At 50.3% G+C, this 26,466-nt stretch carries 19 protein-coding genes; all 19 read left to right on the forward strand.

Annotated features, from left to right (window positions below; translation table 11 throughout):
* Positions 1 to 5: 5 nt before the first annotated feature.
* A complete protein-coding gene (locus GCU44_RS05445) occupies positions 6 to 704 on the forward strand; it encodes an SGNH/GDSL hydrolase family protein (RefSeq protein ID WP_154854860.1) in 699 nt (232 codons plus the stop codon).
* A gap of 259 nt (positions 705 to 963) precedes the next feature.
* A complete protein-coding gene (locus GCU44_RS05450) occupies positions 964 to 2,157 on the forward strand; it encodes a GAF domain-containing sensor histidine kinase (RefSeq protein ID WP_154854863.1) in 1,194 nt (397 codons plus the stop codon).
* A 1,320-nt stretch (positions 2,158 to 3,477) separates the two neighbouring features.
* Positions 3,478 to 6,762, forward strand: coding sequence for a SusC/RagA family TonB-linked outer membrane protein (locus GCU44_RS05455; RefSeq protein WP_154854865.1), 3,285 nt, complete (start codon positions 3,478 to 3,480; stop codon positions 6,760 to 6,762).
* 39 nt (positions 6,763 to 6,801) lie between these two features.
* The gene (locus tag GCU44_RS05460; RefSeq protein WP_154854868.1) at positions 6,802 to 8,565 is read left to right on the forward strand and encodes a RagB/SusD family nutrient uptake outer membrane protein; all 1,764 of its coding nucleotides are present in this window, start codon (positions 6,802 to 6,804) and stop codon (positions 8,563 to 8,565) included.
* A 55-nt stretch (positions 8,566 to 8,620) separates the two neighbouring features.
* Positions 8,621 to 9,334 carry a DUF3823 domain-containing protein gene (locus GCU44_RS05465; protein ID WP_154854871.1) on the forward strand — a complete coding sequence of 238 codons (714 nt, stop codon included), beginning with the start codon at positions 8,621 to 8,623 and terminating at the stop codon, positions 9,332 to 9,334.
* 277 nt (positions 9,335 to 9,611) lie between these two features.
* Complete coding sequence (locus tag GCU44_RS05470) at positions 9,612 to 10,121, forward strand: plastocyanin/azurin family copper-binding protein (RefSeq protein ID WP_154854874.1); 510 nt, start codon at positions 9,612 to 9,614, stop codon at positions 10,119 to 10,121.
* Positions 10,122 to 10,190: 69 nt separating this feature from the next.
* Positions 10,191 to 11,489: an FG-GAP repeat domain-containing protein gene (locus GCU44_RS05475; protein WP_161993896.1), complete on the forward strand. Its 1,299-nt coding sequence runs from the start codon at positions 10,191 to 10,193 to the stop codon at positions 11,487 to 11,489.
* A gap of 166 nt (positions 11,490 to 11,655) precedes the next feature.
* The gene (locus GCU44_RS05480; protein ID WP_154854879.1) at positions 11,656 to 14,061 is read left to right on the forward strand and encodes a DUF6797 domain-containing protein; all 2,406 of its coding nucleotides are present in this window, start codon (positions 11,656 to 11,658) and stop codon (positions 14,059 to 14,061) included.
* Positions 14,062 to 14,109: 48 nt separating this feature from the next.
* On the forward strand, positions 14,110 to 14,997 hold the full coding sequence (locus tag GCU44_RS05485) for a hypothetical protein (protein WP_154854882.1): 888 nt from the start codon (positions 14,110 to 14,112) through the stop codon (positions 14,995 to 14,997).
* Positions 14,998 to 15,140: 143 nt separating this feature from the next.
* Positions 15,141 to 17,114 carry a DUF5060 domain-containing protein gene (locus GCU44_RS05490; protein ID WP_154854885.1) on the forward strand — a complete coding sequence of 658 codons (1,974 nt, stop codon included), beginning with the start codon at positions 15,141 to 15,143 and terminating at the stop codon, positions 17,112 to 17,114.
* A 215-nt stretch (positions 17,115 to 17,329) separates the two neighbouring features.
* Positions 17,330 to 18,433: a hypothetical protein gene (locus GCU44_RS05500; protein ID WP_241684847.1), complete on the forward strand. Its 1,104-nt coding sequence runs from the start codon at positions 17,330 to 17,332 to the stop codon at positions 18,431 to 18,433.
* A 49-nt stretch (positions 18,434 to 18,482) separates the two neighbouring features.
* Positions 18,483 to 19,076, forward strand: a complete 594-nt coding sequence (locus tag GCU44_RS05505) for a hypothetical protein (RefSeq protein WP_154854889.1) — start codon at positions 18,483 to 18,485, stop codon at positions 19,074 to 19,076.
* A 42-nt stretch (positions 19,077 to 19,118) separates the two neighbouring features.
* Positions 19,119 to 20,177, forward strand: a complete 1,059-nt coding sequence (locus GCU44_RS05510) for an isocitrate/isopropylmalate dehydrogenase family protein (protein WP_154854891.1) — start codon at positions 19,119 to 19,121, stop codon at positions 20,175 to 20,177.
* A 2-nt stretch (positions 20,178 to 20,179) separates the two neighbouring features.
* Positions 20,180 to 20,815 carry a cyclase family protein gene (locus GCU44_RS05515; protein ID WP_154854894.1) on the forward strand — a complete coding sequence of 212 codons (636 nt, stop codon included), beginning with the start codon at positions 20,180 to 20,182 and terminating at the stop codon, positions 20,813 to 20,815.
* 13 nt (positions 20,816 to 20,828) lie between these two features.
* Positions 20,829 to 22,208: a four-carbon acid sugar kinase family protein gene (locus tag GCU44_RS05520; RefSeq protein WP_154854897.1), complete on the forward strand. Its 1,380-nt coding sequence runs from the start codon at positions 20,829 to 20,831 to the stop codon at positions 22,206 to 22,208.
* A 1-nt stretch (position 22,209) separates the two neighbouring features.
* Positions 22,210 to 23,247, forward strand: a complete 1,038-nt coding sequence (locus GCU44_RS05525; protein WP_154854900.1) for a Gfo/Idh/MocA family protein — start codon at positions 22,210 to 22,212, stop codon at positions 23,245 to 23,247.
* Between the two features lie 71 nt (positions 23,248 to 23,318).
* Positions 23,319 to 23,969 (forward strand): GntR family transcriptional regulator, encoded by a 651-nt coding sequence (locus GCU44_RS05530; RefSeq protein WP_154854902.1) that lies wholly within the window; start codon positions 23,319 to 23,321, stop codon positions 23,967 to 23,969.
* Positions 23,970 to 24,048: 79 nt separating this feature from the next.
* Positions 24,049 to 25,329 carry an MFS transporter gene (locus tag GCU44_RS05535; RefSeq protein ID WP_241684848.1) on the forward strand — a complete coding sequence of 427 codons (1,281 nt, stop codon included), beginning with the start codon at positions 24,049 to 24,051 and terminating at the stop codon, positions 25,327 to 25,329.
* A 136-nt stretch (positions 25,330 to 25,465) separates the two neighbouring features.
* The gene (locus GCU44_RS05540; protein WP_154854905.1) at positions 25,466 to 26,458 is read left to right on the forward strand and encodes an aldo/keto reductase; all 993 of its coding nucleotides are present in this window, start codon (positions 25,466 to 25,468) and stop codon (positions 26,456 to 26,458) included.
* Positions 26,459 to 26,466 lie beyond the last annotated feature (8 nt).

Genomic DNA, 26,466 nt, shown 5'->3' on the forward strand with positions numbered 1-26,466 from the left:
ATCGTATGCAAAACAAAGGAATCAAAATAAAGCGACTATCGGTAGTAGTTTTGCTGGTACTAGTGGTGACCGCTGCCGATAGGAGGCAGCTACCGGAATTGTTTGTAATTGGCGACAGCATTTCCATGCAGTATGGCCCCTACCTGGAGCAGTACCTGGAGAGAAAATGGGCCTATGATCGCAAACGAAACGAGGGCGCCGACTCCTCAAACCTGGACAATCCCGCCGGAGCAAATGGAGGCGATTCGGGTATGGTTTTGGCATACCTTCAGCGGAAAGTGCAAGACCCGGCATTTCGGCCGGATCTGGTGCTGATCAATTGCGGGCTGCACGACATCAAGACCAATGTGCAGACGGGAGAGAAGCAGGTATCGCTGGATGCCTATCGGGCCAATCTGGAGCAGGTATATGCCCTATTGGAGGATAAGGGGATTCGCATGGTCTGGATACGCACCACCCCGGTAGACGATGAGACCCACAATTCGCGGCAGCAGTCCTTTCACCGGTATTCAGCCGATGTAGCCGTGTACAATGCGGTGGCCGATGTCGTTTTTACATCCCGAAACGTTCCAATCATCGATCTACATGGTTTTACGGAAAACCTGGGCAATGATCGGTTCATTGATCACGTACACTTCGGAGAGGAAACCCGTGCCGCTCAGGCGGCATACATTGCGGGGTTTGTGGATTCGCTTTACCGGTAGTTTTTTGTCATTTTTCATTCGCGGGATGTAAAGTCCCGGTCCGTGGGTAACCTGACGGGAGTCACGGAATGGGGTAAATCGCTTTCGGTATCAAGGTTTTTCTATTAAATATTTTGTTTTCATCCCGGTTTCAATGGTGTTTTTTGCTGCTTTGGTACAGGATTTTGTCATGTAAATTTTACTAGGTTTTTTATTGATTTTTCGGTAGGATACAGGTTTAATACCCCCTAAATTGCTGGTAATTTACAAGGTAGAACCTATGATACCAGAAAATGAATTTGATCGATTGGTGCATTTGGCGGAATACGATTTGGATGCCACAGAGCTGGAAACCCAATTACAGGATCTTGCCAAACTGGCGGCGAAGGTAGCCGGGACGGAAATATCCCTGGTTAATCTGATAGATGCGTTCACGCAATGGAGTGTTGCGAGTGAGGGCATACCGGTGATGCAGATGGACAGGGAGGACTCCGTTTGCCAATACACCATCATGGGTGATCAGCCTTTTGAGGTTCTGGATTTATCCAAAGACGAGCGGTTCAATCGAAAATTTTATGTAACGGATGACCCCCATTTGCGGTATTATTGGGGCGTTCCATTGACAAGTGAGGCCGGCTTAAATTTGGGTGCGCTTTGTGTGTTAGACAAAATGGCCAAAGAAATTAGTCCCGAGAAGGTGGCTTTATTGGAAATCATTGCCGACGAGATTGTTAATCGACTGAAAATCTCTAAAACCGTGGCTTCCTTACGATCCAAGCTACAGCATTCCGAAGAAAAGCAAAAACAGATTGCGCACGACATTCGGGGACCTCTCGGAGGAATCATAGGTCTGGCCCAGATCGTCAATGAACAGGGTGATCAGAATCGATTGGACGAAGTACTGGAGTTTATCAAGGTCATTCAAACCAGCAGTAAATCCTTGTTGGATCTGGCGGATGAGATTCTCTCGAGTAAGGATGCCCTGGAAGTAAGACGGAGTGCTCCGGCCGAAAATGAATGCAGCCTGTCTATCCTGAAAAATAAACTGAAAAACCTTTACGAAATCCAAGGGAAGCAGAAAAACATTGATTTAGCGGTGGAAGTAAATTCCTGCAAAAGCGAGTTGACCTTCCCGAAAGCAAAACTACTCCAAATCATTGGTAACCTGGTATCAAACGCCATCAAGTTTACGCCTGCAGGCGGTAAGGTATCGGTAAGCCTCGATCTTTTTGAAAAAGGTCAGCGTAGAGAGTTATCGGTCATCGTTAAAGATACCGGCGCAGGTATGCGCAGGGAACAGATAGATGCGATCCTACAAGGAGACGGAAAAACAACGAAAGGAAGCCTTGGGGAAAAAGGGTTTGGTTTTGGGTTGCCGTTGGTCAAGCATTTAATCGACGGAATGGGAGGAAGGCTAAAAATCGAGTCCGAGCCGGGTCGGTACGCTCGGTTTGAAGTGAACCTTCCGGTTTGATTTTGCCGGCATTCCCTTTTCTAAAACATACGTTGAGCGACTTGCATCGCACCTTACAAACTGCCCCATTCTGGTAGACAAATTTCACAGATGGGTAATGGTTTTCGAACAATTTTTTACGGCATTAACCCATGTGCTCGGAAAGAAATCGTACGGGTTTAACCTAACCGCTTTTGATGTGAATACCGCCGCTTTCTACCCGGTAGACTACAGGGCAGGCGCATCCAATAAATCCGCCGTCAGGAGTTTGCAACGAAAAGCGGCGGTAAATCAATTTTGTAAAGAAAGTCGGCATGGTCGATTTCGCACCGGAAAATCGAATGGAAGTACGAACACGTACTGAGATGCGGCAAGCCGATCACCGGATTTGCACCCGTTACACCGGCCTACCTTTGCTATTCCACCGGAGAAATCGCCGGGGCGATATATTGCGGGGCTTCCTTCGGATCCATTTATTAATCGGCAAGGACCGGGATAATCAATCGGCGAGGTACCGGTTTTTTTTTGAAGCCAAAAAGCGAACGTTTCTAACGCCCAGAACTGAACCCGGAAGGGACGGTTTTTTATTTTTTTTGGCGATTATTTGGTTGAGAACTGCCCATTTTTTTCTGGGGTGTAGATAGGGAAAGATAGCAGCAGCGTGCATTTTGCCCACTGATATTTCGGAGTTTAGGCAACGGATAATCTCTAGCCTGGACTACAGCCGTGCTGATCGAAATCAGAGCCGCATGGAAAACCTGTATACCAACAAGTATTTTTCGTTTCGTTTTGTAAAATAAAATACATGTATTAGGGTATTATTTGGATCTAAACCAAATAAAAAAGATACGAAAATATCAATTTAAAAATATTACATTAAATATTCAAAAAACCTGATTTTTGTCAATAAAAAGGAAGGATAAATAGAAAAAAATCTATAGCTTTATTCGATTGTAAAAATGTATACGGTATTCAAAAAAATCGGGTAAAAAATTGAAGTTTTTTTGATTTAATGAATTGACTATAAACTTTTTAGGAAAGCGGTTTTTGACTCGTAAAAATAATTCAATCAAGCCAGAAAAAATGCAAAATTTGGCTTGGGTTAACGTGAATACGTGGGGTGCTGCATATGCGATAGGTACCGGTAAAGGAACCGGCGACCAGCTATAGATGATAAGTATAACTAAACCGTTTTGTGTATGATAAAAATCCAGTTCAGTTAAAAAAAGCCGATTGGTAAAATACCAACCGGCATGGTCGTATGATAATGCTCATTGGGGAATGTACTTCTCATAAGACCGCTATTCATTGAAGTCTTTCATTCAATAAACCCTTAAAATTATGAAAAATTTATTACTTAAGGCAATCTTTTGGCTGCCTTGGTGCTTTCTTTTTTGCATTGGCTTGGCCTTTTCCTCTTCGGGGAAGGGAAACCCGTCGGAATTTTCGACGCCTTACGTAACAGAGCACCTCGCTAATCATCCCGTTACCAACCATGGGTCCGGGCCAACAAAGGCGGATTTTTTGGCTACCATCAGCGGTACTGTCATCGATCCCAACGGGGAGCCGATCCCCGGTGCCACGGTCGTTGTTGAGGGTTCCAGTCAGGGAACCGTATCGGATATCGACGGCAAGTTTAGCATTGATGCGGAGGAGGGAGCCGTGATTGTCATCTCGTTTATTGGCTACAAATCGGAGCGAATTACTGTAGGAAATCAAACCCAGTTTACCATTATATTGAGCGAAGACCAAACTTCGCTCGATGAGGTGATCGTGGTTGGGTACGGAACGCAAATCGAATCCCGCCTTACGGGAAGTATGGCAAGAGCCGATCCGGAAGACATGGCGAGGGTATCGACCCCTACCGTGGGCCAGGCATTGCAAGGACGCGTAGCGGGTGTATTCATCAAAAATCAAAACGGCCAGCCCGGACAAAACAAGACGGCTATCAATATACGTGGATTTGGGGAGCCCCTGTACATCATCGATGGATTGCCTGTAGATGAGGCGGTTTTCTCAAACTTAAATCCAAACGACATTGAAGAACTCACGGTACTGAAAGACGCGGCAGCCGCGGCCGTGTACGGGGCGAGAGCGGGCAACGGCGTTGTCCTGGTGACAACAAAAAGAGGAAGTACGGGCGATGTTCAATTTTCCTACCGGGGAGACGTTGGATTTCAGGGGCTTACCATGGTGCCGGATGTCATTGAATCCTGGGAATACATGACGCTGTTTAATATGCGAAACCTCGATCGGGGGCTTGGACTACGCTGGACGCCTGAGACGGTCGAACAGTTTAAAGTACATACGGATGGATCGGACCCGGAAAATTACCCCAGCGTGCAAATGTATGATTTGATCGCCCGGGATGCAGCTCCCATGTTTACACACGATTTGTCCCTGAGGGGTGGCAGCGAAAAGGTTCGCTATTTTGTTTCCGGAAACGTATTTGATCAGACCGGTCTGGAACGCAATGTTTTTGGTGGAACCGATACGCGGTTCAAGCGCTACAATATCCGCGGTAATGTGGATGTGGATGTTTCAGAAAAGTTCACTTTTAACTTTGACATGAGTTATAACCTGCAGGATTTCACCGGTCCCAGAAACGCTTTTGAGGGGACTAGCTGGTCGCAGGGGCAGGGAATTTTCGCCCGAAGTGGACGCTGGCGTCCCTTTCATTCCATTGAAGAATTGCCCGGTGGACACCTGAATTTCCCCAGGGGAGCCCCCGAAGGACAGACGGTGAACCCGCTAAATTTGGCCAGTGCCGCTATCGGTGGGACCCAGGAGTTTCAGCGGGGATTCATTGATTTTAAGCTAGGCGGGGAGTACCAACTGCTTCCGGGATTGAGTACCCGGGCCACCATCAATTACCAGGGGACCAATTTGCAGGAAAAGATGTTTCAAAAGCGAGGTCCGGAATACCGCTACAATCCCACTACCGAAGCGCACGAATTTGTACGCGCCCTGAATGCGGACACGCGCGTGGAGCGAAGAAACAGTCAAACCGAAAATATAAATTTCCAATATTTCCTGAATGGCGATCATACGTTTGGAAAGAAGCATTCCCTGACCACAATGTATGTGTTTGAATTCATCGAGCGCCATTTTGAGCGAATTGATGCCAGCCGAATTCTTTACGATTTCCCGATTGCGCAATTGAGTGCTGGTCCGCCCAGCCAGCAATTCAACAACGATTTCATCAACCGAAACAAACGAATAGGGCATATTGGCCGGGCCAGTTACAACTATGCCGATAAATACTCCTTGGAGGTAAGTGCGCGCTACGACGGATCGATGCGTTTTCCAGAGAATTCCCGATGGGGTTTTTTTCCTTCCTTTTCGGGAGCCTGGAATATTACAGAGGAATCGTTTATGCAAAATCTTGGCCTGTCGAATGTCCTGACCTTTATGAAGCTTCGGGGTTCCTGGGGACGACTCGGCTTCGATGCGGCAGGCGATTTTCAGTTTTTGTCCACGTTCTCGTTTGATGATTTTTACATCTTTGAAGGGTCAACCCTGCAGCGAACGATCAGCACAGACGGGCTGCCGAATCCCAATATCACCTGGGAGAAAATGGATATCGTCAATTTTGGATTGGATGCCTCCTTTTGGGATGGCAAGTTGGAAGGCACCTTCGATGTATTTCAACGAAACCGGTTTGATGTACTGGGTCAACGGATACTGGATGTATCCCCAGTGGTAGGAGCGGTTTTGCCCCGCCAAAACTTTCAGGAGTTTCAAAACCGCGGCATGGAGCTCAGTTTGCAACATACGAATACCATCGCGAATAGCAACTGGAATTATTCCATCGGAGGTAATTTTGGGATTTTTGAGGAAATCGTTGTCAATACCGACGAACCCGACTTTATTAACAAGGAAGTGGAACGCCGGGAAAAACAAATCGGTCGGCGGGTGGTCACCGGTGGTCGAAATAACGTCAATATTTTCTACCTGGAAACCGACGGGCTATTTTCTTCTCAGGAAGAAATCGACAGTTGGGCAGACATCGATGGCAACGGAAACCGCTCCATCCAAATTGGTGACGCGCGGGTTATCGACCGAAACGGGGATGGACGAATTACCAACGAGGACCAATACATTGCCACATCCGGAACCCAGCCCAGGTTGACCTTTGGATTTCAAACCCGGATTGCCTGGAAGGGACTCGAGCTGGTCTCCTTCTGGCAGGGAGCGTCCCGCTTTGGTTGGAACCTGGCCTGGAGTGAGTTTGAGTCTCCCTTTCCAGCCAATGGGGTCGCTTTGCAGGGACACATCAGTGATTCCTACATCCCGGAAAATGAATTTGGGCTTCCAGCCGTAAGCGCCGCAGATGCCCGATGGCCAAGGGCATCGGGACGGTTCAATAACAACTACGACATGTTTTTGATCGACGGCACCTACCTGCGCCTCAAGCAGCTGCAACTGGGGTATACCCTCCCGCAGCAACTAATTGACGGTCTTGGTTTGCGAAGGGTGAAGTTGTACGCTGGAGGGACCAATTTGTTGACCTTTTCGGACATCGATTTTCTCGATCCGGAGATCGACGAAAATCCCAGGCAGTTTTTTGGAAACTACCATCCACAGACACGGGTGATCAACCTTGGGCTTGAGATCGATTTCTAAGACAAAATTCATTTGATAACGACATTTATTTTCTCAGTTATGAAACAAAGCAATTATCTATACCGTGCCTTGACACCTTTTCTCTCGCTTTTGCTGGTGTCATTGGTTTCCTGTGACGACCTTTTAAACCTCAATGAGGTTCCAAGAGACCTGGTAAATGCGGATCAGGTATTTCAGAATGAGGCGTTTGCCGATGCATTGGTTGCCGACTTATATGCCGGATTTCCCTTTACCAGCTTCGACGATTTTGACGGAATGCTTGGTCACCACGATCTGGGTACCCAGCGGGGGGGCGGCTTCACTAGCTGCCGAACCCACGGGGGAATGGACATCAATAGCGATTGTGAAGGCTTGTGGGATTACGAATACATCCGGGAGCTGAACTTCTTTATCGAAAGTATCCGGGAATCCCCCTTATCCGAGAGCTTCAAACGGCAGCGCGAAGGCGAGGTTCGGGTGTTGCGGGCGGCTGTATTCTTCAAGATGCAAAAACGCTACGGTGGAGTACCACTGGTAAACGTGGTGCTGGATCCTTTTGAGGATGTTCCCGAGCAATACCGGGTTCGAAGCAGTGAGGAAGCGCTTGCTGACTTTATTGACACCGAATTGGAAATGGCGGCAGGAATGTTGATGGAAAATCCGCAAGAAACCGGTCGGGTCAATCGATGGACGGCCTATGCCTACAAAGCCCGGGCAAATCTCTGGTCGGCCTCCATTGCCCATTTTGGAACACTTGCAGACAACCGGCTAACGGGTATTCCCGCAGGCAGGGCCAATGAATTCTACGGCAAAGCGAGTGCAGCTGCCAGGCAGGTGATTGATTCCGGAAGGTATTCCTTGCTACAAAGCAGTGACCCGGAGCGAACGTACTGGAGTGTTTTCGTTGAAGACGCAAACGACGAAGTCATCTTTGAACGCATTTACAACGGCGTTGAAATCCGGCATCAGTTTGCGCACCAGAATCAACCCACTCCTTTTTCTGAGGGGCAGGGATCGCAGATGAACCCCACACTGGAACTGGTCAATCAGTACGAAAACCTGGACGGTACCTTTAGCGCGCCCGATTTGGGTCCGGACCACCTGTACCCGAGTGGAGTCAGTCCCTGGGCAAACAAAGATCCCAGGCTGTATGCGACGGTACTCTTTGAGGGAGATTTTTATGCCGGGAATTTGGTGGAATTGTACGAAGGTATTGACCCCACCGTCGGAGGTACCAATCCAGATGCAATCATTTCGGAGGTGGGCGTCACCTACAACGGAAAAAACACCGTAGGTAGTGCCAGCCGAAGACAAGCCAATCAATTCTTTCCGTCTACGGGATTTTTACTCGAGAAATACATCGCAGAAACTCCGCTGATACCCGCCGGGACGGAATCCAACAACTGGAAGGAATTGCGGCTGGCCGAAATGTACCTAATCGTTGCAGAGAGCGAGTTTGAGTTGGGTAACCCAGCCGAAGCAGCCATGTACCTCAACTTTACCCGTGAGCGGGTGGGACTCATTCCTTTGACGGAAGGGACCATCACCCGGGATCGGGTGCGCATCGAGCGAACCAGCGAGTTGATTTACGAAGGGCACCGCTGGGACGACCTACGCCGATGGAGAACGGCTCTGGATGTCCTGGACGGACAAATCGTAAAAGGCGTTCGGGTGATTTACCACGATGATTCGGGACAGTATTATTTCCTGGTTATTGACGGGGAAACCGTTCAGCGGGAGTTTCGACCGGAGCATTATTACAATCCGATCACGAACGCCCGACTCGAAACCAATGGCGACCTGGTGGAGAACCCCGGTTACTAGAGAAAGGGTTGTTTTACGCTCAAATGAAATTAGTTGATATTAAAATTCGATAACAATGAATGGTTTAGCATTTAAAAAATATTTGATGCTGGTAGCAATGCCAGTCTCCCTTGCGGTCTTTTCGGGATGCGAAGAGATTGTCACGGACTTCGGTTTTGATGGGCAGATCAGCGGACTGATTCTGGATCAAAACGGAGATCCGGTATCCGGTGATGCCTCAAATCCGGCATTTACGGTATTCGTTTTAGGAGAGGAGGACCGGGTACCGCTGGAATTGCGGGTCAATGGAGATGGTTCTTACGCGAATTTGCACCTGTATCCGCAAAACTACACAGTATGGGTGGAAGGCCCGGTGGATGGTCCCGGACAGGGGGAACTGACCGTGGACCTCAGGGGTCGTCCCGTTGAGCAGCACATTACCGTAAACCCATTTCTCGTCATTCCCCCACCCACGGTCTCTGTTTCCGGGGGAGAGGTACAGGTCAATTATTCCATTTCCCCCAGTCAAGGGCATGGTGTTCAGGAAAGGGTAGTGCTGGTAAGCACGGTAGCAAAAGTGGGGATCAATACGGGGAATGGTCCGCGGTGGCAAACCCGGGAGCTGGAGCTGCCGGAAAATTCGGGTACGGCGACGGTAACACTGGATGCCAACCTCCTGGCCATGTCTCGCGAACGGGGAGGGGGTAATTTACACATTCGCATTGCAGCCCGGTCCGATCAAACCACGGATTGGAACCATAGCCTGCCGATTGTAATTCCGGCTCCTTAATTTCGCGAAACGGATAAATCGCCCGGGCTACCCGCAACGCCATGCAATGGCGGAACGGGTAGGCCCCGGGGTACGATTTCCCACAACAATCCGAAATCGGATTGGGGTGAAACGGAAGAAGTAGGACCTTTTGTGGGGGTAATCTTCTTGGAAATGACGAAAGATCTGCCGAATATGGAGGAAACCTTTCCAAAACGGGGTCTGAACCAAAAATAGAAAAACAAGTCCGATGGACGACCGCAATTATTAATTTTCACCGTAACGTAATTTGTGCTTTATGAAAGGTATTGCTCTCGCATGTTTAGGTAGTATTCTCATCACCGTTTTCTTCCTCGTCCCTCCGGATTCCGGTTGGGCTGGGATAGCCCCATTCGTTGATTCCGCCGGATCGGTGGGAGAAAAACACACCGCATCTGCCGACACCACGGAAATAGAGATCGTTTCCAAAGGAGTAGAGCTAAGTTACTCGGTGTCAGAGATACGTGCCAAGGCGGGAGAGGTGCTGCGTATCCGGTATATCAACGAGAGCGACATGAGTCACAATATCGTCCTGGTACGGGAAGAAGCAGATATCCGACCGGTAGGTATTGCCGCGCTTCAGGCCATGGCGACGGACTGGATCCCGGAAAAGGAAATGCACCGGATCCTCGCCTACAGCGATCTGGCCTATTCAGGGGATACCGTCGTGCTTTCCTTCAACGTTCCTCCGCCGGGTACCTATCCGTACATATGTACTTATTCGGCGCACTGGACACAAATGCAGGGGAGGTTGATTTCAACCGAGTAAGCGGCTAATATGCCCGTCAATTGGCCGGCAAGAATCGTGTATTTCAAAAACTACGCAAACAGACAAAAGATGAAGTTAAAAAATAAGAATAAATCGTTATGCAGTTCGTTTGGCCTGGCCTGCCTGCTGCTCGTGATCTTTTCGGTTTCTATGGATGCCAGTTGGGCCCAGGGGAGTGTTAAAACAATTCAGTTTAGGACGCACATTATAGACGATTCCCTGATAGGAGGTGCTTTTTCGAATACCGGGCTGGCCGATATGGACGGCGACGGAAAGTTGGAGTACATCATGAGTTCGCGCGGAACGGGAAAAATCTACGTTTACAAATACCATGAGCCCGGCCATTGGTCCCGGTACATTGTGGGTGAAAACCCACCCACCGATGCCGGTGGCGCGGTACTGGACGTAGATGGTGACGGATTGCCGGACTACCTTGTCGGGGGCGCCTGGTACCGAAATTCCGGTGACCTGCAGACTGCCTACGAGCGGATTGTATTCGATGACGACATCATGGATGGTTCCATCCACGATCAGGTAGTCGCCGATGTTAATGGAGACGGGCGCATGGACGTGATTACCATGTCGGATCGAAACAATCTTCGCTGGTACACCATTCCCGATAACCCGAAGGATCCCTGGAAAAGGCAGGACATTGGTGCTGCGGTACACGGTGGGGTCGCGCCAAAGGGACATGGCGACCTGGACGGTGACGGGGATACAGATATTGTCCGGACGGATGTATGGTTTGAAAATTTGGACGGCAGCGGCACCAGGTGGAAAAAACACGATTTGGGACCCTTTATGCCGTTGCCGGAGGGGGAACCAAGCTGGGCGGATAAAGCAGCCAGGTCCTGGGTTGCGGACATCAACGAGGATGGGAGGCTGGACGTGGTACAGACCGTTGAAGAAATGCGCGGTGGCAGGGTATGGTGGATGGAAAACCTCGGTCCCGATTCCGGGGGAACGATTCAATGGTTCCGGCACGAAATCGCTGGATGGGACCGTATCATGGGCGGTTTGCACTCCCTTGGCGTGGCGGATTTTACCGGAAATGGCAAACTTGATGTCATCACGGCGGAACAAGACTGGCAGCGGGCGCGCCCGGGAGCAAAGGGCGAGGAAAACCCGCGGTATTACCTCTGGGAAAACCTTGGCGTAGGTCCCTCCTGGTCCAATAATCCGAAAGTGGAGTGGAAGGAGCATGTAATTGCCGACGTAAATCTAGGTGGTCATGAGATTGTATTTGGGGATGTCACGGGAGACGGAATGCTAGATATCGTTGGAAAGCCCTGGAGCCCTTCCGATGACAACGCGCTGGGGGGCAAAGCCTTTGTTTTGTTTCTTGAAAATAAATCGATTCTTGATTGACATGCATCGTTCCGTGCTTCTTTGTTACCGGAATTCACCTGGGCTGCTTTCAGCAAGCGTTTATCCTTACTTTCTGGCATACCAACTGACTAAAAACTAAAACCAAACAACTGCGAAAAAGGGAATCTTTTTGGCAGTTGATCCAAGGAAGATTACCGCAAGACCCATGACAAATTTGATTAGACAGCGTTTATCTCGTTTCTTGTTTGCCCTCGCGGCGAGCTCTTTTACCCATGTGCCGTTACAGGCCCAATTTCAACCTTCCGATAACATGAACCCAATGGATCACGGGCCATTTGTTACGTCCACGATGACGCACGATCCGCTGGTAGCGAGTAGCCTGTTTGTAAACAAAGGAATTGCCGTCAAGGTTGGAAGGGATCCGCAAGCCGTCATTACCTTTGATACGGATTTATTGCGTGTTGCAAGCGCCTGGACTGGAGGATTCCTTCATTGGTACCTGGAGCGGGACGGGCTGGAGAATTGGCCCAGTCCGGATGGAATTACCCATTTCGAAACCAGCAAAACCCCTGGGTGGTCACTTGATGGAGAGTTTGAGGATCCAAGAAACTGGCCCTATGGACCCATCCCGAAGGAACAAGCACATTACAAGGGACTGTATATGCACGGAGAAAAGGTTCTTTTTTCTTATACCGTTGGCAAAAGTCAAGTTCTTGAACTACCCGGATTTTCGCAGGTGGAGGATCGGCCTGTTTTTACCCGGACGTTTACTTTGAGTCCCACGGAAGAAACCCTGTCTTTGCGGGTGCTACAGGTCCCGGAAAATGCGGAAATCGAACGCATACCGCTTGCCGATTCCCGGGGATACCTGCGCATTCGGGTGGGTAGCAGCACACGCATGCTTGGCATACAGGGAATTTTCGATTCAGCCGCAGAATGGCGCATCCAAAACCGGCACCTTGTACTGGATCTTCCCCAAATCGGCGAACCACTGACGTTTTGCCTGGCTATCGGGCCGGTACTGTCTGGCGAAACCTCCAGCTACATGCAGGCCTACCTGGAACAGGCGGAAGACCTCCCAGACCTGTCTGAATACACCCAACCCGGCCCTGATCTATGGGAAACCTTGCAGACAGAGGCGGTGATGGGAAAGGACGAGGGGCCGTTTACCGTAGATGAGCTTACCCTACCGGCTGACAATCCCTGGAAATCATTTATTCGCTTGATGGATGTGGATTTTTTATCCGACGGCAGGGCAGTGGTGGCATCCCTTAGCGGTGATGTATGGTTGGTAGAGGGAATCGGAGAAGAGCTAGGCACACTAAACTGGCATCGATTTGCTACGGGTTTGTTTCAGCCAGGCGGTGTAAAAGTAGTCGACGACCAGATTTACGTGACCGGTCGCGATCAAATTACACGATTACACGATTTGAATGAGGATGGATTTGCCGATTTCTACGAGAATTTCAACAATGAGATCATGGCATTCACGAATTTTCATGCCTTCACCATGAACCTGGAAACCGATTCACAGGGAAACTTTTATTTCGCCAAATCGACTCCCTGGCCACCCTATCTCCGAAGAAACGGGCCTCCAGCCAACGCGGAAATAACCCCGCATCATGGGGTACTGTTTCGGCTATCACCGGATGGGGAACGCTTGGAAACCATCGCAACGGGTCTGCGGAATCCCAACGGGTTGGATATTGGTCCGGACGGGGAAATGATCTATGCAGATAACGAAGGAAACTGGGTACCTACCAGCAAGGTGCACCGCATCAAAGAAGGTAAATTCCACGGATTTATCCCGGCTGCGCACCAATCCGAAACGCCGGAGTCTTTTGAGCCTCCGATGATCTGGACTCCGCATTACCTGGATAACTCTCCGGCCAAACCCCTTTTCATCAGGAGTACGCACTGGCCCAAAGAATTGCAGGACGATCTCTTGTTGGCTTCTTACGGGCGTGCATCCCTTTCGCTGATACTGAAAGAAGAGGTGGATGGGGTCTGGCAGGGAGCGCACGTAAACCTGCCATTGGTATTTAAATCCGGCCTGGAACGCGGACGCTTTCATACAGATGGACATCTGTATCTAGCCGGGATGACCAGCTGGCAATCCATAGGAGAAGACTGGGGCTCGTTTCATCGCGTTAGGTATACCGGGCAGCCATTGGCCCTACCTGTGGCTGTCAACACCAAAGCCGGTGGTATTGAACTTCATTTTAACCAAAAACTGGATCCCGGGATCGCCACCTCGATGGACAATTTCCGCCTGCAGAAATGGACCTATCCCTGGACCAGTCAGTACGGCAGCCGGGGGAAGGTTTATTCGGTGGACAACCCCGGACAAACCAAGCCCGACGCGGTACAGGTGGCATCTATCCGCTTGTCGGCGGATGGAAAGGTGGTTTTTTTGGAGATCCCCTCCCTGAAACCCGGTGCGGTGAACGCTTCCCTTGGTACACTGGAGGAACTGCCGGACATGATTGAAACCTCACTGGGCTGGGTGATGTCAATAAGCTACCAGATCGCAACGGAAGACGGAACCGAATTAACCCATATGATTCACAAAACGATCCACCGGGTTCCTACCGAAGGATTCGCTGAATAGCCGTGAATGGATAAGTTCAAGAGTAATAACACACAGGAACCAGCAGGTATGAAATTTCGCAAACACTATCTTCTTATCGTTGCATTACTTTTCTCTTGCGAGGAAGGTGTGGAGCAGCTTTTGGACGTTACCGTCACCGAGGCGCAGCGTTTTGATTACCTGACCTGGAAGATTGAAGCAGCAAACGGCACCTGGCACTTTCAACGAGCCCAGGCCGAAACGGGTGAAACCGCTACCGGATTCAATTCGGCGGTCGACAAGCAAGGCCTTGATTGGATCGCCAACGATTGTGTAGCCAATCGGGAATGGCGGGGATGGCCCAATTTTGCTTCGGACGGATTTGGACATCCCTGCCGGGGAGGCGGAGGGACCTCCAGATGGATAGACGCCACGGGCGATCCGGTAGCTATTGGCGATACACTTCGAGGAAACCACTTGATGCTGGAATCAAGCAACGAGAAATACCGGGTCCGCTATCACTTTTTTAGCAGCCATGCCGCTATTGAAGTACTCGAAGCGAAGGATTTATTCGCTTTTCTATGGGAAGGGCCCGTCGGTGGAAAAATGGCCATTGAGAAACAACATTACCTGCTTGAGGACGGTGTCAAACGCCCGTTTGAGCACGGCAAGGGGCTGGGTTACCTCAATCCGGAATTTGGCAACAACTTCCCCTCTCCCTTCTTTTATTTCCTGGATGAAGATGCCGATCAGATCCTATATGTAGGAGCCAGTGGTGTTGGCGGGGGAGGAGACGAGGGATGGGCCCAACCGGATAACATGGCGATATTTAGTTTTGGGAGAGATGACGATAAGCACGCATTGCGCAACACCGATGCAGTAGCTGTTTTTGGGTTTTTGGATAAGTCAATGGGGCATACACAAATCAGTAACTTTATTCGTGCACGCCTTGAAGCCCCCTTTAAACCAATAGACTAGCTGATTTAAACGTCCCAGTAGAAGGGTTGCTGATCGTGTCGGCAACCGCGGCCATTTCCAATCAATTTATTGCGAAAATCGGTGACGCATTATCGGATGTGAGAAAAAACAAAACAGAATTGCAACAATAAAAACCAATAACCATGAAAAAAATGACACGCATAACCAACGTTGTACTTTTGCTACTGACCTTTCAGGGGTTTCTAGTTGCACAGACGACGGGCCAGATAGATGGAGAGCTTAAAAAATGGCACCCCATATCGATTACATTTGATGGACCTGAGGTCAGTGAAACCGATGCGTACAATCCGTTTATGGGCTATCGCTTAAACGTTACTTTCCGGCACGAGGGCGGAGAACTAGTATACCAGGTGCCTGGATATTTCGCTGCAGATGGAAATGCCGGAGAGACCAGCGCTACTTCTGGAAACAAATGGCGGGTACATTTCAATGTGCCCCAAACCGGGCAGTGGAGCTACCAGGCTTCTTTCCGAATGGGAGAAAACATCGCAGTAAATGCGAGCTCAACCGCTGGAGAACCGGTTTCCTTCAACGGAGCTACCGGGACCTTTTCTATTGCCGATACGGATAAATCCGGCGTAGACCATCGTGGGAAAGGGGTTCTCAGGTACGTTGGCGAACATTACCTGCGATTTGACAATGGAGAATGGTTTATGAAAGGAGGCGCCGATGCGCCGGAAACGCTATTGGGATATGCAGACTTTGATGGCACCTATACCCATACCGGCCTTTCGAAGGATGCGGGTGATGTTTTAATTTGGGGAACGACCCAACACAAAGATGGGCGGGGCGCGACACCGCTTAAAAAGTACGAAGCCCACGTGCGGGACTGGAAGGAGGGAGACCCGGTTTGGCAAGGTACAAAAGGAAAAGGTTTGATCGGCGGGCTCAACTACCTGTCAGTAAAAGGGATGAATGCCGTCTCTTTTCTGACCCTATCCGCCGGGGGGGATGGAAAAAACACCTGGCCCTGGATCAGTCATACAGAGGTAGACCGATACGATGTTTCCAAGTTGGACCAATGGGAAATCGTGTTTTCACATGCGGACAAACTGGGATTGTTTCTGCATTTTAAAACTCACGAAAATGAAAACGATCAGCTGCTAAACGGCGGAAAGCTGGGACCTGAAAGAAAGCTGTATTACCGGGAGCTGATCGCCCGCTTTTCCCACCACCACGCATTGAACTGGAATTTGGGTGAGGAGCACGACCTATGGGATGAATTGAACGATCCGGAGCAACTAAATGCCAAAGCGGATGCCATGTACCTACATAGCCTGGATCCTTACGACCATCCCGTCGTAACGCATACCTTTCCCAATCAATACCAACAAAGCTACACCCCCTTGTTAGGTTACGAGTATTTTGAGGGTCCTTCCATCCAGACCAATAGCATGCGTCCCTGGCACAACTTCGAGGTCATTTCGTATTGGGTAAACGCATCCCGGCAGACGGGTAGAAAGTGGAACGTATCCATGGACGAAGCGGGCACTGGCGCGCTCGGGGTCACTACCGATGATTACGACGATAATTACAACCAGGATGAAGCCAGGGCTACTTATTGGGCCACCATCGCCGCAGGAGGTGACGGCGTGGAATGGTACTTTGGCTATGCCGAGGAACAAAATGACCTGAACATGGAAGATTGGCGGAGCAGGGATGCCCTGTGGGACTATACCCGGCATGCCATGGATTTCTTTAAAACCAACCGGATCCCTTTCTGGGAAATGGAAAATGCCAACGCCCTAACCCGGAGTGAACGGGATTTCGTATTTGCGGAAAACGGGGAGCTGTACGTAATCTACCTGCCGGCCGGCGGCGGTGCCGCACTTAACCTGCAGGAGCATGCGGGTACTTATACGGTGGACTGGTACAATCCCCGGACTGGTGGAGCGCTTCAAAAAGGCAAGGAAATGGTCATTGAGCAGACGTATTCCCGGGAGCCTGCCTCCGTGTTATCGGCCTTGCCTACCATAAAAAAGCCTCGGGTGCAGGGAGGAAACGTAACCGAAGTATCCGGACCCGGTTGGGTAAACCTCGGAATGCCTCCTGCAGATCCAAAAGAGGATTGGGTGATTTTGGTTCGAAAAAAATAACGAGGCACGGCCCTACCGTACCGGTACATGCGTGGTAAAACTGGGCAGGCAGTCCGGGCGGATTTCCTTCAGCAGCGGGTGTGGGTTCCAGGAATAATTGCTACCCTTACCCGACGCTGGCTGGAAACCATCCCTACGAGCAAAATACCGGAATGCGGTGAGGAATGCCGGGCAAGCGGCGATTTCCTATTGTTAACTGTTTGAAAACGAATCGTATGAAAAAGAGAACCTATTTTATGTTTTATGCCTGTAGCCTGCTATGGCTTGGCTTGGTCGCCTGCGAAACGGCGGAACAACGAACGGTGGTCACTATAGAAGGCGAGGCCTTTCATGTGAACGGAAAACCTACCTACGAGGGAAGGACCTGGAAGGGTACTACCATCGAAGGATTGCTGATGAACTCCAGGATGGTGCAGGGAATTTTTGATGATTTGAATCCCGAAACGCGCCCGCTTTTTGGATATCCGGATACCGGCGAATGGGACCCGGATAGAAATACAGCCGAATTTGTGGCCGCCATGGAGGAGTGGAACGCCTACGGGCTAAACGCATTTACCATCAACTTGCAGGGCGGGAGTCCCATTGGATATGGGAATAAGGATTGGTACAATTCAGCCTTCTTTTCCGACGGCCGGCTCCGACCTGAATACATGGACCGGTTGAAATTGGTGCTGGACAAAGCGGATGAGTTGGAGATGGTGGTGATGCTGGGCATTTTCTACTTTGGGCAGGACCAAAACCTGGACGACGAAGTTGCGGTAATCGAGGCGGTAAGAAATTCCGTGAACTGGGTATTGCACGAAGGGTACCGAAACGTGTTGATCGAGGTCAACAACGAATGCGATGTCAATGCCTACGATCACGAGATACTGAAACCGGCCCGGGTACACGAGCTCATTGACCTGGTCAAAAGCATGGAGTACGAAGGAAACCGCTTATTGGTTAGCACCAGCTACAAAGGGAATACGCCTCCCAAGCCAAACGTCGTCAAATCCTCCGACTATATTTTGATACACGGAAACGGCGTGAATACCCTGGAGAAAATGGAGAAGCTGATCGCGGATACCCGGCAGGTGGAGGGATACCGTCCCATGCCGGTGGTAATCAACGAAGACGATCACTACGATTTTGATCAGGAACGAAACAATTTTACCGTCGCCGTAGAAAACTATGTTTCCTGGGGCTTCTTTGACTACCGACGCGATGGAGAACCGTACGAAGAGGGATTCCAAAGCGTGCCCGTAGATTGGGGCATCCATTCCGAACGGAAACAAGGTTTTTTTAACCTGGTCCGGGAAATTACCGGAGTAACGAAGTAGCCGCTCCCTGGAGGAGCCCTTGTAAGATAGTCAACTAAATCGGATTCAAATGAAGCAATTACCCGTTCAACTAGCTATACTCTTTTCGTTGGTACTCGCATCGGATTGGGCAAAAACACCCTGGCGATTCGGGGATAAAAACGGTGGTTTTGACATTTTGCGTCAGGAAATTAGTATTTTCCCGGCCGATTTCAACAATAGTCAGCAGCCCGAGAAGTGGAATTGGACCCTGGAAGGGTTCTCACCGGCCTACTACGACAAAGTCAGGGGAGCCATTGCCATCAATACCGTCGAACAACCGACCGACCAGTGGGCTGCCGCCGCTACGGTATTCGGCCAGGATACCGGAATATACACCATCCGGTTTACCTCGCTGTTGGAGTCGGATGGAGAATGTACGTACATTCTGCGAATCGGCGACAAAAAGGTAATGGAGTTTCAAAACCCGCGCATTTACGGAAAAGGCATCGCCGAGTACGCGCCACATGAAGTCCGGGTAGCCGATGTTGCCATTGAAAAGGGCAGTTTGATTCTGGTAGAGTTTTTACCGCATTCCAACGGATTGGTACCGGAGGGGGAAGGGTTCGGTTTTGCCCGGGCCCGTTGGAAAAGCACCATTGATTTTATACCAGAGCAGCAATGAGCTGCCAGGTAACGAAATACATACCATACATAACTACATTTTATGAAAACGTATCGATTAGCAATTGTTCCCGGTGATGGCATCGGTCATGAAATCATCCCCGCAGCCCTTACGGTATTGGAAGCGGCCGCTAAAAAATTTGACTTTAAACTGGTTTACACGTTTTATGACTGGGGAGCGGGTCGCTACCTCAGAGAAGGGGCGTTTATGCCCGAAGATGGCCTGGACACCCTCAAGGGCTTTGATGCCGTGTTTTTTGGAGCGGTGGGGCTGACAGCGGTGGATGATACCCTGCCCGCTAAGTTATATACCTTCAAGGTACGAACCGCCTTCCAGCAATATGTCAATTACAGACCGGTAAAGCTGTTTAAGGGATTGGAAAGCCCGCTTCGCAACAAAACATCTCAGGAAATAGATTTTGTCGTTATCCGGGAAAATAACGAAGGGGAGTTTGTTCAATCGGGGGCCTTTTTCAGACCCGAAAGTCCCGAAGGGTTGGCGACTGATACCAGCATTTTCACCCGGAAAGGAATTGAACGGGTGGCCCACTTTGCCTTTTCCCTTGCGCGAAAAAGGCGTAAAAAAGTTACCAACGTGACAAAATCCAATACGCTGATTCACAGCCTGAAATATTGGGATGCAGTGATTAGCGAGGTGGGAGAACAGTACAAAGACGTAACCCTGGAAAAAATGTACATCGACAATGCCAGCGCCAACTTCATCTTACACCCGGAATACTTCGATGTGATCCTCACCACCAACTTGTTTGGAGACATCCTGAGTGACCTGGGAGGAGGTATCATGGGAAGCCTTGGACTGGGGGGAAGTGGAAATATCAATCCAGAAAAGGACTTTCCCTCCATGTTCGAACCCATACACGGGTCGGCACCGGATATTGCGGGAAAGGGCATTGCCAACCCCGTCGGAACTATTTGGTCCGGGGCGCTTTTGCTGGAGCATCTGGGAGAAACTGCGGCAGCGGGGGAAATTGTCGGGGCTATCGAAGCCGTATTTCAACAAGGGATAAAAACCGTTGACCTGGGAGGTACTGCGCGGACGGAGGAGTTTGCCGGGCAGGTGATTCAGGCACTGAACCAGTAAGGATGGGTTGGATAGACCTTACACAGACCATTGGTCCGGGGATGCCCGGTGTGGCCCTGAGCGAAGCGAAAAATCTGGAGCGGGATGGGTGGAATGCGGTAAACCTCGAGATTTACAGCCATGCCGGCACGCACATGGATGCCCCCATTCATTTTGGGGTGGAGGGGCCCACCATTGATCAAATGCCTCTGGAAAGCCTCTTTGGCGTTGCCAAAGTCCTCGATCTGACTGGTATTGCACCCTCGGCACGGATCACTATTGCGGACCTGGGACACCTTGAGGAGCATTTGAACAGCGGCGACAGCCTGGTAATCAAGACGGGTTGGAGTAAATTCTCCCGTTCAGATCCCGGTAAATACCGCAACCAGCTGCCCAGAATCAGTGAGGAGCTGGCAAACTGGCTGGTAGAAAAGAAGGTAAGAATTTTGGCAGTAGAACCTCCCTCCGTAGCCAACGTCAATGACCTGCAAGAAGTCACCTTGATTCACCGCATTTTGTTTTCGGGTCAGGTCATTATTGTTGAGGGGATTTGTAATTTGGACGAAATCCGGGTGGATGTGGTGGAACTGATGGTAATGCCCCTGAAAATTGCGGGTGGCGACGGAGCACCTGCCCGGGTTTTGGCCCGGCCGATATAAAAAAGAATAGCGAATGATGACTACTGAAGATTCCTTGAGCAGGCCCTACAGCAATCAAATTAGGAAAGTATTTCTGGAGCAGCAGGTATCGCTGGTAATTGTGGACGATGATCCCACCGGTACCCAGACGGCCCATGATGTTCCCGTTTTGGGCCATTGGACCCGGGAAGCGTTTATTTATGAATTTACGCAGCAAACACCCTTGTTTTTTGTGTTGGCCAATACCCGAAGCCTGCCCAAGGCAAGCGCTACCGAACGCGCCCGGGAAATCGGCCAAAATCTGGTTTACGCGTCACAAAAAACCGGCCGGCGCTTCCTGCTGATCAGTAGGAGTGATTCCACGCTGCGGGGCTATTTTCCCTCAGAAGTCGAAGCCCTGAGCCAGGGGGCAGGCCTGGGTAATCTTCCAACCTTACTAGTCCCCGCTTTTTTTGAAGGGGGAAGAATCACCGAGAACAACGTACATTACATCGTGGAAAGCGGGCACAAGGTGCCGGTATCGGAGACGGTTTTTGCACAGGACAAGAGCTTTGGCTACACCCATTCCGACCTGACCAAATGGGTGGAGGAAAAATCAGGTGGGAAAATAAAACAAGAAGCCGTGAAAAGCCTCACGCTTTCAGATATCGCCGCAGGAGAAGCAGCGATTTTCGAAAAATTGCAGGGACTTACCGGCAATGAAGTGATGGTGATCAACAACACGTCCTACCGGGAATTGGAAAAAACCTGCCTGGTGCTGCATCAATTGGTAAAAAGCGGAAAGGGGTTTAATTTCAGAACCGCCGCTTCCTTTGTTTCTGCATTCAGCGGGATGGGTGCCCTGGCCTGGACACCTTCGGCTGGGATACCGGGCAGGGGCGGTTTGGTCGTCGTGGGCTCGTATGTAAAAAAATCCACCGCCCAACTTGAGCAGCTAGTAAAAAAACCAGGTATACAGGCCATTCCGGTTTCTGTGGAAGCAGTCATTGATTCCGAAGGTGCCAACCGGGATCTTCTACAACAGGTAGTAGAGACCGTCGAAACGTGTTTGGACTCGGGTGTACACGCCGTGGTGTATACTTCTCGTACCCTCGTTTCGGGAGACAGTCCGGAGGCCAGCCTGGCCATCGGCGAAAAGGTAGCCGGATTTTTGGTGGAAATGGTTGATATGCTCGGTATTCAGCCCGGATTTTTGATTGCCAAAGGTGGCATCACCTCCAACGATATCGCCGTCAAAGGGCTGGGGATGAAGCGAGCGGTGGTTTTGGGGCAGGTGATTCCGGGCGTTCCGGTATGGCAATTGGGAGACGAAACCAAGTTTCCAGGCATTCCCTACGTGGTGTACCCTGGAAACGTCGGGGATGAAGAAAGCCTTGCCCGGGTGTACGATTTGTTTACCTCAACCCATCGCTGAAATGAAGAAACTAAAAGGGGTAATTGTAGGAGCGGGATACTTCAGTCAGTTTCATGGAGACGCCTGGTCGCGTATGGAGGAGGTAGAAATCACCGCGGTCGCCGACAAGGATATCCAAAAGGCCAGGTTGTATGCAAAGAGCTTTAGAATTCCCAACGTGTATGCGGATGTAGCGGCGATGTTGGAAGAGGAAAAGCCCGACTTTATCGATATTGTAACACCTCCCGTAAGCCACAAGTCGCTTATCGAGCTCGCGCTAGCGAAAGGGGTCCACATAATATGCCAAAAACCGCTGGCTGATACGTACAAGGAAGCCCGGGAAATCTGCAACCTGGTAAAAGGTGCCAAGGTTCGTTTTATGGTCCATGAAAACTGGCGCTTTCAGCCCTGGTACCGGGAAATCAAGTCCCTGATACAGGCCGGTAAGATCGGCAAAAAGGTTTTTCAATATACCTTCAAGATGCGCCTGGGAGATGGCTGGGGCGAGAACGCCTACCTGGACCGGCAGCCTTATTTTCGGACCATGCCTCGCTTGCTAATACACGAAACGGGTGTTCATTTCGTAGATACCTTCCGCTATTTGGAAGGCGAGGTTACGGAGGTTTTTGCCAACCTGAAAACGCTCAATCCCATCATCAAGGGGGAGGATACGGGCATGGTTTTTTTTCGCTTTAAGTCCGGCTGTACGGCGCTCTTCGATGCCAACCGCTACAACGAACCCCTGCACAACAATGTCCGCTTTACCTTTGGAGAAATGCTGGTCGAGGGAGATCAGGGCAGTCTGATACTGCATACCAATGGCGAAATTTCCCACAAACCTCTGGGACTTGCCGCCTATAAAATCCCATTTAAACCCACCGAAAATGGGTTTTCCGGAGACAGTGTGTATGCCTGTCAGTTACATTTTATCCAGGGTATTGTCACCAATTCCCCATTCGAAACCGGTATTCAGGAATACATGAAGACCCTAAAAGTGGTCGAAGCGATTTATCAATCCAACCGTTTAAAAAGTAATGTGCCAATAAACCGGATAAAATGAGTGAAAATGCGTATTTTGGTATTTGGTATACCGTATACTAAAGGTTTTTGTGCCAATCGAATCGTAAGAAGATGTTAAAAAACGATGAATTAGGAATTCAGGCCTACCGTGAGCTACGGAAGATGATTATTCATGGAAAATTGGCCCCCGGGCAGAAAATCATCCAGGAAAAGTTGGCCGCCCAAATGGGGATAAGCCGTACGCCCCTGCGCGTGGCCTTGCACATGCTGGAGGCCGAAAACCTGATAGAGCCCAAAAACAAGACCGGATTTAAGGTCAAGACCATCGATGACAAGGAGATTCTGGAAATATTTGATTGCCGGATAGCGCTGGAATCCACTGCTGCCGGCATTCTGGCAAAGAATTATACACCGGCAGAGGCGGCCAAACTCCGTCGTTTTTTTCACCCCCCGGCGGATGGTCAGGAAGAAGACTACGAAGCGTACAAAAAAGCCGATACCCAATTTCATGACTTCATTGTAGAAAAATGCAAGAATAACTACCTGTACAAGCTGTTTAAGCAAGGGAATCTCATCACCTATATCGAGCGAATCGGATTGATTCGTCCGCCCGAAGAAACCCTGCAAGATCACCTCGATATTGTGGAGGCCATATTGAACAGAGACAGCGAAGCTGCAGAAAAAGCGATGAAATCGCATTTAACCAAATCCAGGGAGGTCATTGAAAAAAAATTGATGCATGCCATGAATCAGAACACCTAACCGACCCCCGTCCGACGCCGGTTGGGATCGATGCCTGATTTCTGCCGGGAAAATACGATCCACCTAACCCAAAATAGCCGTGCACACGTTACATCCCAAGCCCTTTATTCCCAGTAGGTACTTTATGGTCGCGGGTACCTTTCTCTTGTCCATGCTGGTCTACGTTGACCGCATCGGTATTTCCGTGGCAAAGGGTCCGATGACCGAAGCCCTGCAGTTGAGTGACAAGCAGTTTGGTTGGGTGTTGTCCATGTTTGCCCTGGGGTATGCGCTTTTTCAGACACCGCTTGGTATCCTATCCGATAGATTTGGTCCCAGGAAAGCCCTGGCTGCCGTGGTAAGTTTGTGGTCGCTGTTTACGGCGTTGACTGGGGCAGTCACCAGCTTTATCTCGCTGTTTGTCATCCGGTTTTTGTTTGGGGTAGGGGAGGCGGGCGCCTATCCCGGAATAGCCAAGGCCGTATACCATTGGATTCCTATTCGGGAGCGTGGCATTGTAAACGGGATCAATTTCTCCGGAGGTAGGTTTGGTGCCGCTTTTGCCCTTCCGTTCGTGGCGCTGGCGATTGATTCCCTTGGCTGGCGAACCACGTTTTTTACCCTGGGTTTTCTGGGGATTCTGTGGGCACTGGCCTGGTACCTGCTTTTCCGGGATGATCCGGAGGAGCACCCACGGGTATCCGCGTTTGAGAAGGAGGAAATCCGGCTCTCCCGGTCGAAGTTAGGGGTGGAGGCGAAATCTACCTTTGCCGTGCAGTCGCTGGTGGAATCCCGCAACCTTTGGTTGGCCATGGGGCAGTATTTTGCCAGTAATTTCACGTTCTTCTTTTGTCTCACCTGGCTTTTTCCACACGTGAAGGAACAGTTTATGCTAAACAACCTGGAGGCCGGGGTATATGCCTCCCTGCCCTTGGTGGCGGGTGCATTTGGAAACATGTTTTCCGGCTGGCTGGTGGATACCATTTATAAAAACGGTCATTTTAAGTGGTCGCGTGTAATCCCGGCTGCTATCGGGTTTACCCTGGCGGCAGGAGGCCTGCTAGCCAGCTTATTTGCAACGGAAGTCACCCTGGCGATTTTGTTTCTGTCGGTTGCGATCTTTGGAGCCGATATGACCATCAGCCCTTCCTGGACCCTGTGCAACGATATCGGGAAATCGCATTCAGGTGCCGTTTCGGGCACCATGAATATGGCCGGAAATATCGGATCCTTCGTTACGGCGCTTGCGTTTCCGTACCTGCGGGATTGGACCGGATCGGTCACCCCGTTTTTTATCATCGGGACCGTGTTGAATGTACTCGCGATCCTAATGTGGTTGAATGTCAAACCCGATCAGCCAATAAAATTCAAAAAAGTCTAGGACTTTCATGCATAAGCACCAATTCCGCTAGCTAAGAAAGGGGTATGTAACGAAAACGTTTCGAATTGTTTGGAGCTGGGGGTTTGATTTTGTGTGTAAATTCCCTTTTTTTGAAAAAAATCGTTGACTGATACCCATGGAAACCTACCAATTGCCCCATTCCGATCTAGAAATTTCACGCTTGATTTTTGGCTGTTGGGCCATCGTTGGCGGCTTCAACTGGGGACCGCAGGACGAGCGGGATTCTCTGGCGGCAATCAAAACCGCCTTTGATCAGGGCATTACCACCTTCGATACAGCAGAAGCCTACGGGGCAGGCGCCTCCGAGAATCTGCTCGCACGGGCGCTGGGGGAGAAGCGGAAGGAAATTATCATCGCGTCAAAAGCCGGCCCAGCCGATTTTGCACCAGAAAACCTTAGGAAAGCCTGCGAACGGGGATTGAAAAATCTGAAAACCGATTACATTGATTTGTACCAGCTCCACTGGCCTAACCCGGAGATCCCCTTGGCGGACACGCTGGGAGCGCTTCAAGAACTCCGGGATGCAGGAAAAATCCGCGCCTACGGGGTGTCCAACTTCGGCAATCAAAGCCTGGATACCTGCAAGGAATCCGGATTCAACATCAGCAGCAACCAAATGGCCTACAACCTCCTTTTTCGGGCCATTGAGTATTCGATACTTCCCCAATGCATCGCCGATGAGGTACCGATTCTCTGTTATTCCCCGATCATGCAGGGATTGCTGACCGGCAAATTCACTTCTGAAATGGAAGTTCCGGATGACCGGGCGCGAACCCGGCATTTCACAAAGGAACGTTCGCAATCCCGGCATCAGGAGGATGGTTGCGAAGCGTTGACCTTCCAAACCATTACGAAGATCAAGGAGCTTTCCAAAGAGGCGGAGGTGTCGATGGGGAACATCAGTTTGGCCTGGTTACTGTACCAGCAAGGCGTGGCGGCAGCCATCGTTGGTGGCAGAAATGCGGCACAGGTCAGGAAAAATGCAGCGAGCGCGCAGGTAACGCTTAGCCCCGCTCTACTAAACGCACTGGACGAGGCTACCCGTCCGCTCAAGGAAGCCCTGGGACCCAACGCGGATTTATGGCAGACGGACAGTAGAGTGATTTGATTTCTTAG

This window comes from Cyclobacterium xiamenense (assembly GCF_009467825.1).
Classification (GTDB): Bacteria; Bacteroidota; Bacteroidia; order Cytophagales; family Cyclobacteriaceae; genus Cyclobacterium; species Cyclobacterium xiamenense.

Coding starts and splice junctions, on each gene's coding strand:
- GCU44_RS05445 (WP_154854860.1), top strand. CDS start 6: ATGCAAAACAAAGGAATCAAAATAAAGCGACTATCGGTAGTAGTTTTG.
- GCU44_RS05450 (WP_154854863.1), top strand. CDS start 964: ATGATACCAGAAAATGAATTTGATCGATTGGTGCATTTGGCGGAATAC.
- GCU44_RS05455 (WP_154854865.1), top strand. CDS start 3,478: ATGAAAAATTTATTACTTAAGGCAATCTTTTGGCTGCCTTGGTGCTTT.
- GCU44_RS05460 (WP_154854868.1), top strand. CDS start 6,802: ATGAAACAAAGCAATTATCTATACCGTGCCTTGACACCTTTTCTCTCG.
- GCU44_RS05465 (WP_154854871.1), top strand. CDS start 8,621: ATGAATGGTTTAGCATTTAAAAAATATTTGATGCTGGTAGCAATGCCA.
- GCU44_RS05470 (WP_154854874.1), top strand. CDS start 9,612: ATGAAAGGTATTGCTCTCGCATGTTTAGGTAGTATTCTCATCACCGTT.
- GCU44_RS05475 (WP_161993896.1), top strand. CDS start 10,191: ATGAAGTTAAAAAATAAGAATAAATCGTTATGCAGTTCGTTTGGCCTG.
- GCU44_RS05480 (WP_154854879.1), top strand. CDS start 11,656: ATGACAAATTTGATTAGACAGCGTTTATCTCGTTTCTTGTTTGCCCTC.
- GCU44_RS05485 (WP_154854882.1), top strand. CDS start 14,110: ATGAAATTTCGCAAACACTATCTTCTTATCGTTGCATTACTTTTCTCT.
- GCU44_RS05490 (WP_154854885.1), top strand. CDS start 15,141: ATGAAAAAAATGACACGCATAACCAACGTTGTACTTTTGCTACTGACC.
- GCU44_RS05500 (WP_241684847.1), top strand. CDS start 17,330: ATGAAAAAGAGAACCTATTTTATGTTTTATGCCTGTAGCCTGCTATGG.
- GCU44_RS05505 (WP_154854889.1), top strand. CDS start 18,483: ATGAAGCAATTACCCGTTCAACTAGCTATACTCTTTTCGTTGGTACTC.
- GCU44_RS05510 (WP_154854891.1), top strand. CDS start 19,119: ATGAAAACGTATCGATTAGCAATTGTTCCCGGTGATGGCATCGGTCAT.
- GCU44_RS05515 (WP_154854894.1), top strand. CDS start 20,180: ATGGGTTGGATAGACCTTACACAGACCATTGGTCCGGGGATGCCCGGT.
- GCU44_RS05520 (WP_154854897.1), top strand. CDS start 20,829: ATGATGACTACTGAAGATTCCTTGAGCAGGCCCTACAGCAATCAAATT.
- GCU44_RS05525 (WP_154854900.1), top strand. CDS start 22,210: ATGAAGAAACTAAAAGGGGTAATTGTAGGAGCGGGATACTTCAGTCAG.
- GCU44_RS05530 (WP_154854902.1), top strand. CDS start 23,319: ATGTTAAAAAACGATGAATTAGGAATTCAGGCCTACCGTGAGCTACGG.
- GCU44_RS05540 (WP_154854905.1), top strand. CDS start 25,466: ATGGAAACCTACCAATTGCCCCATTCCGATCTAGAAATTTCACGCTTG.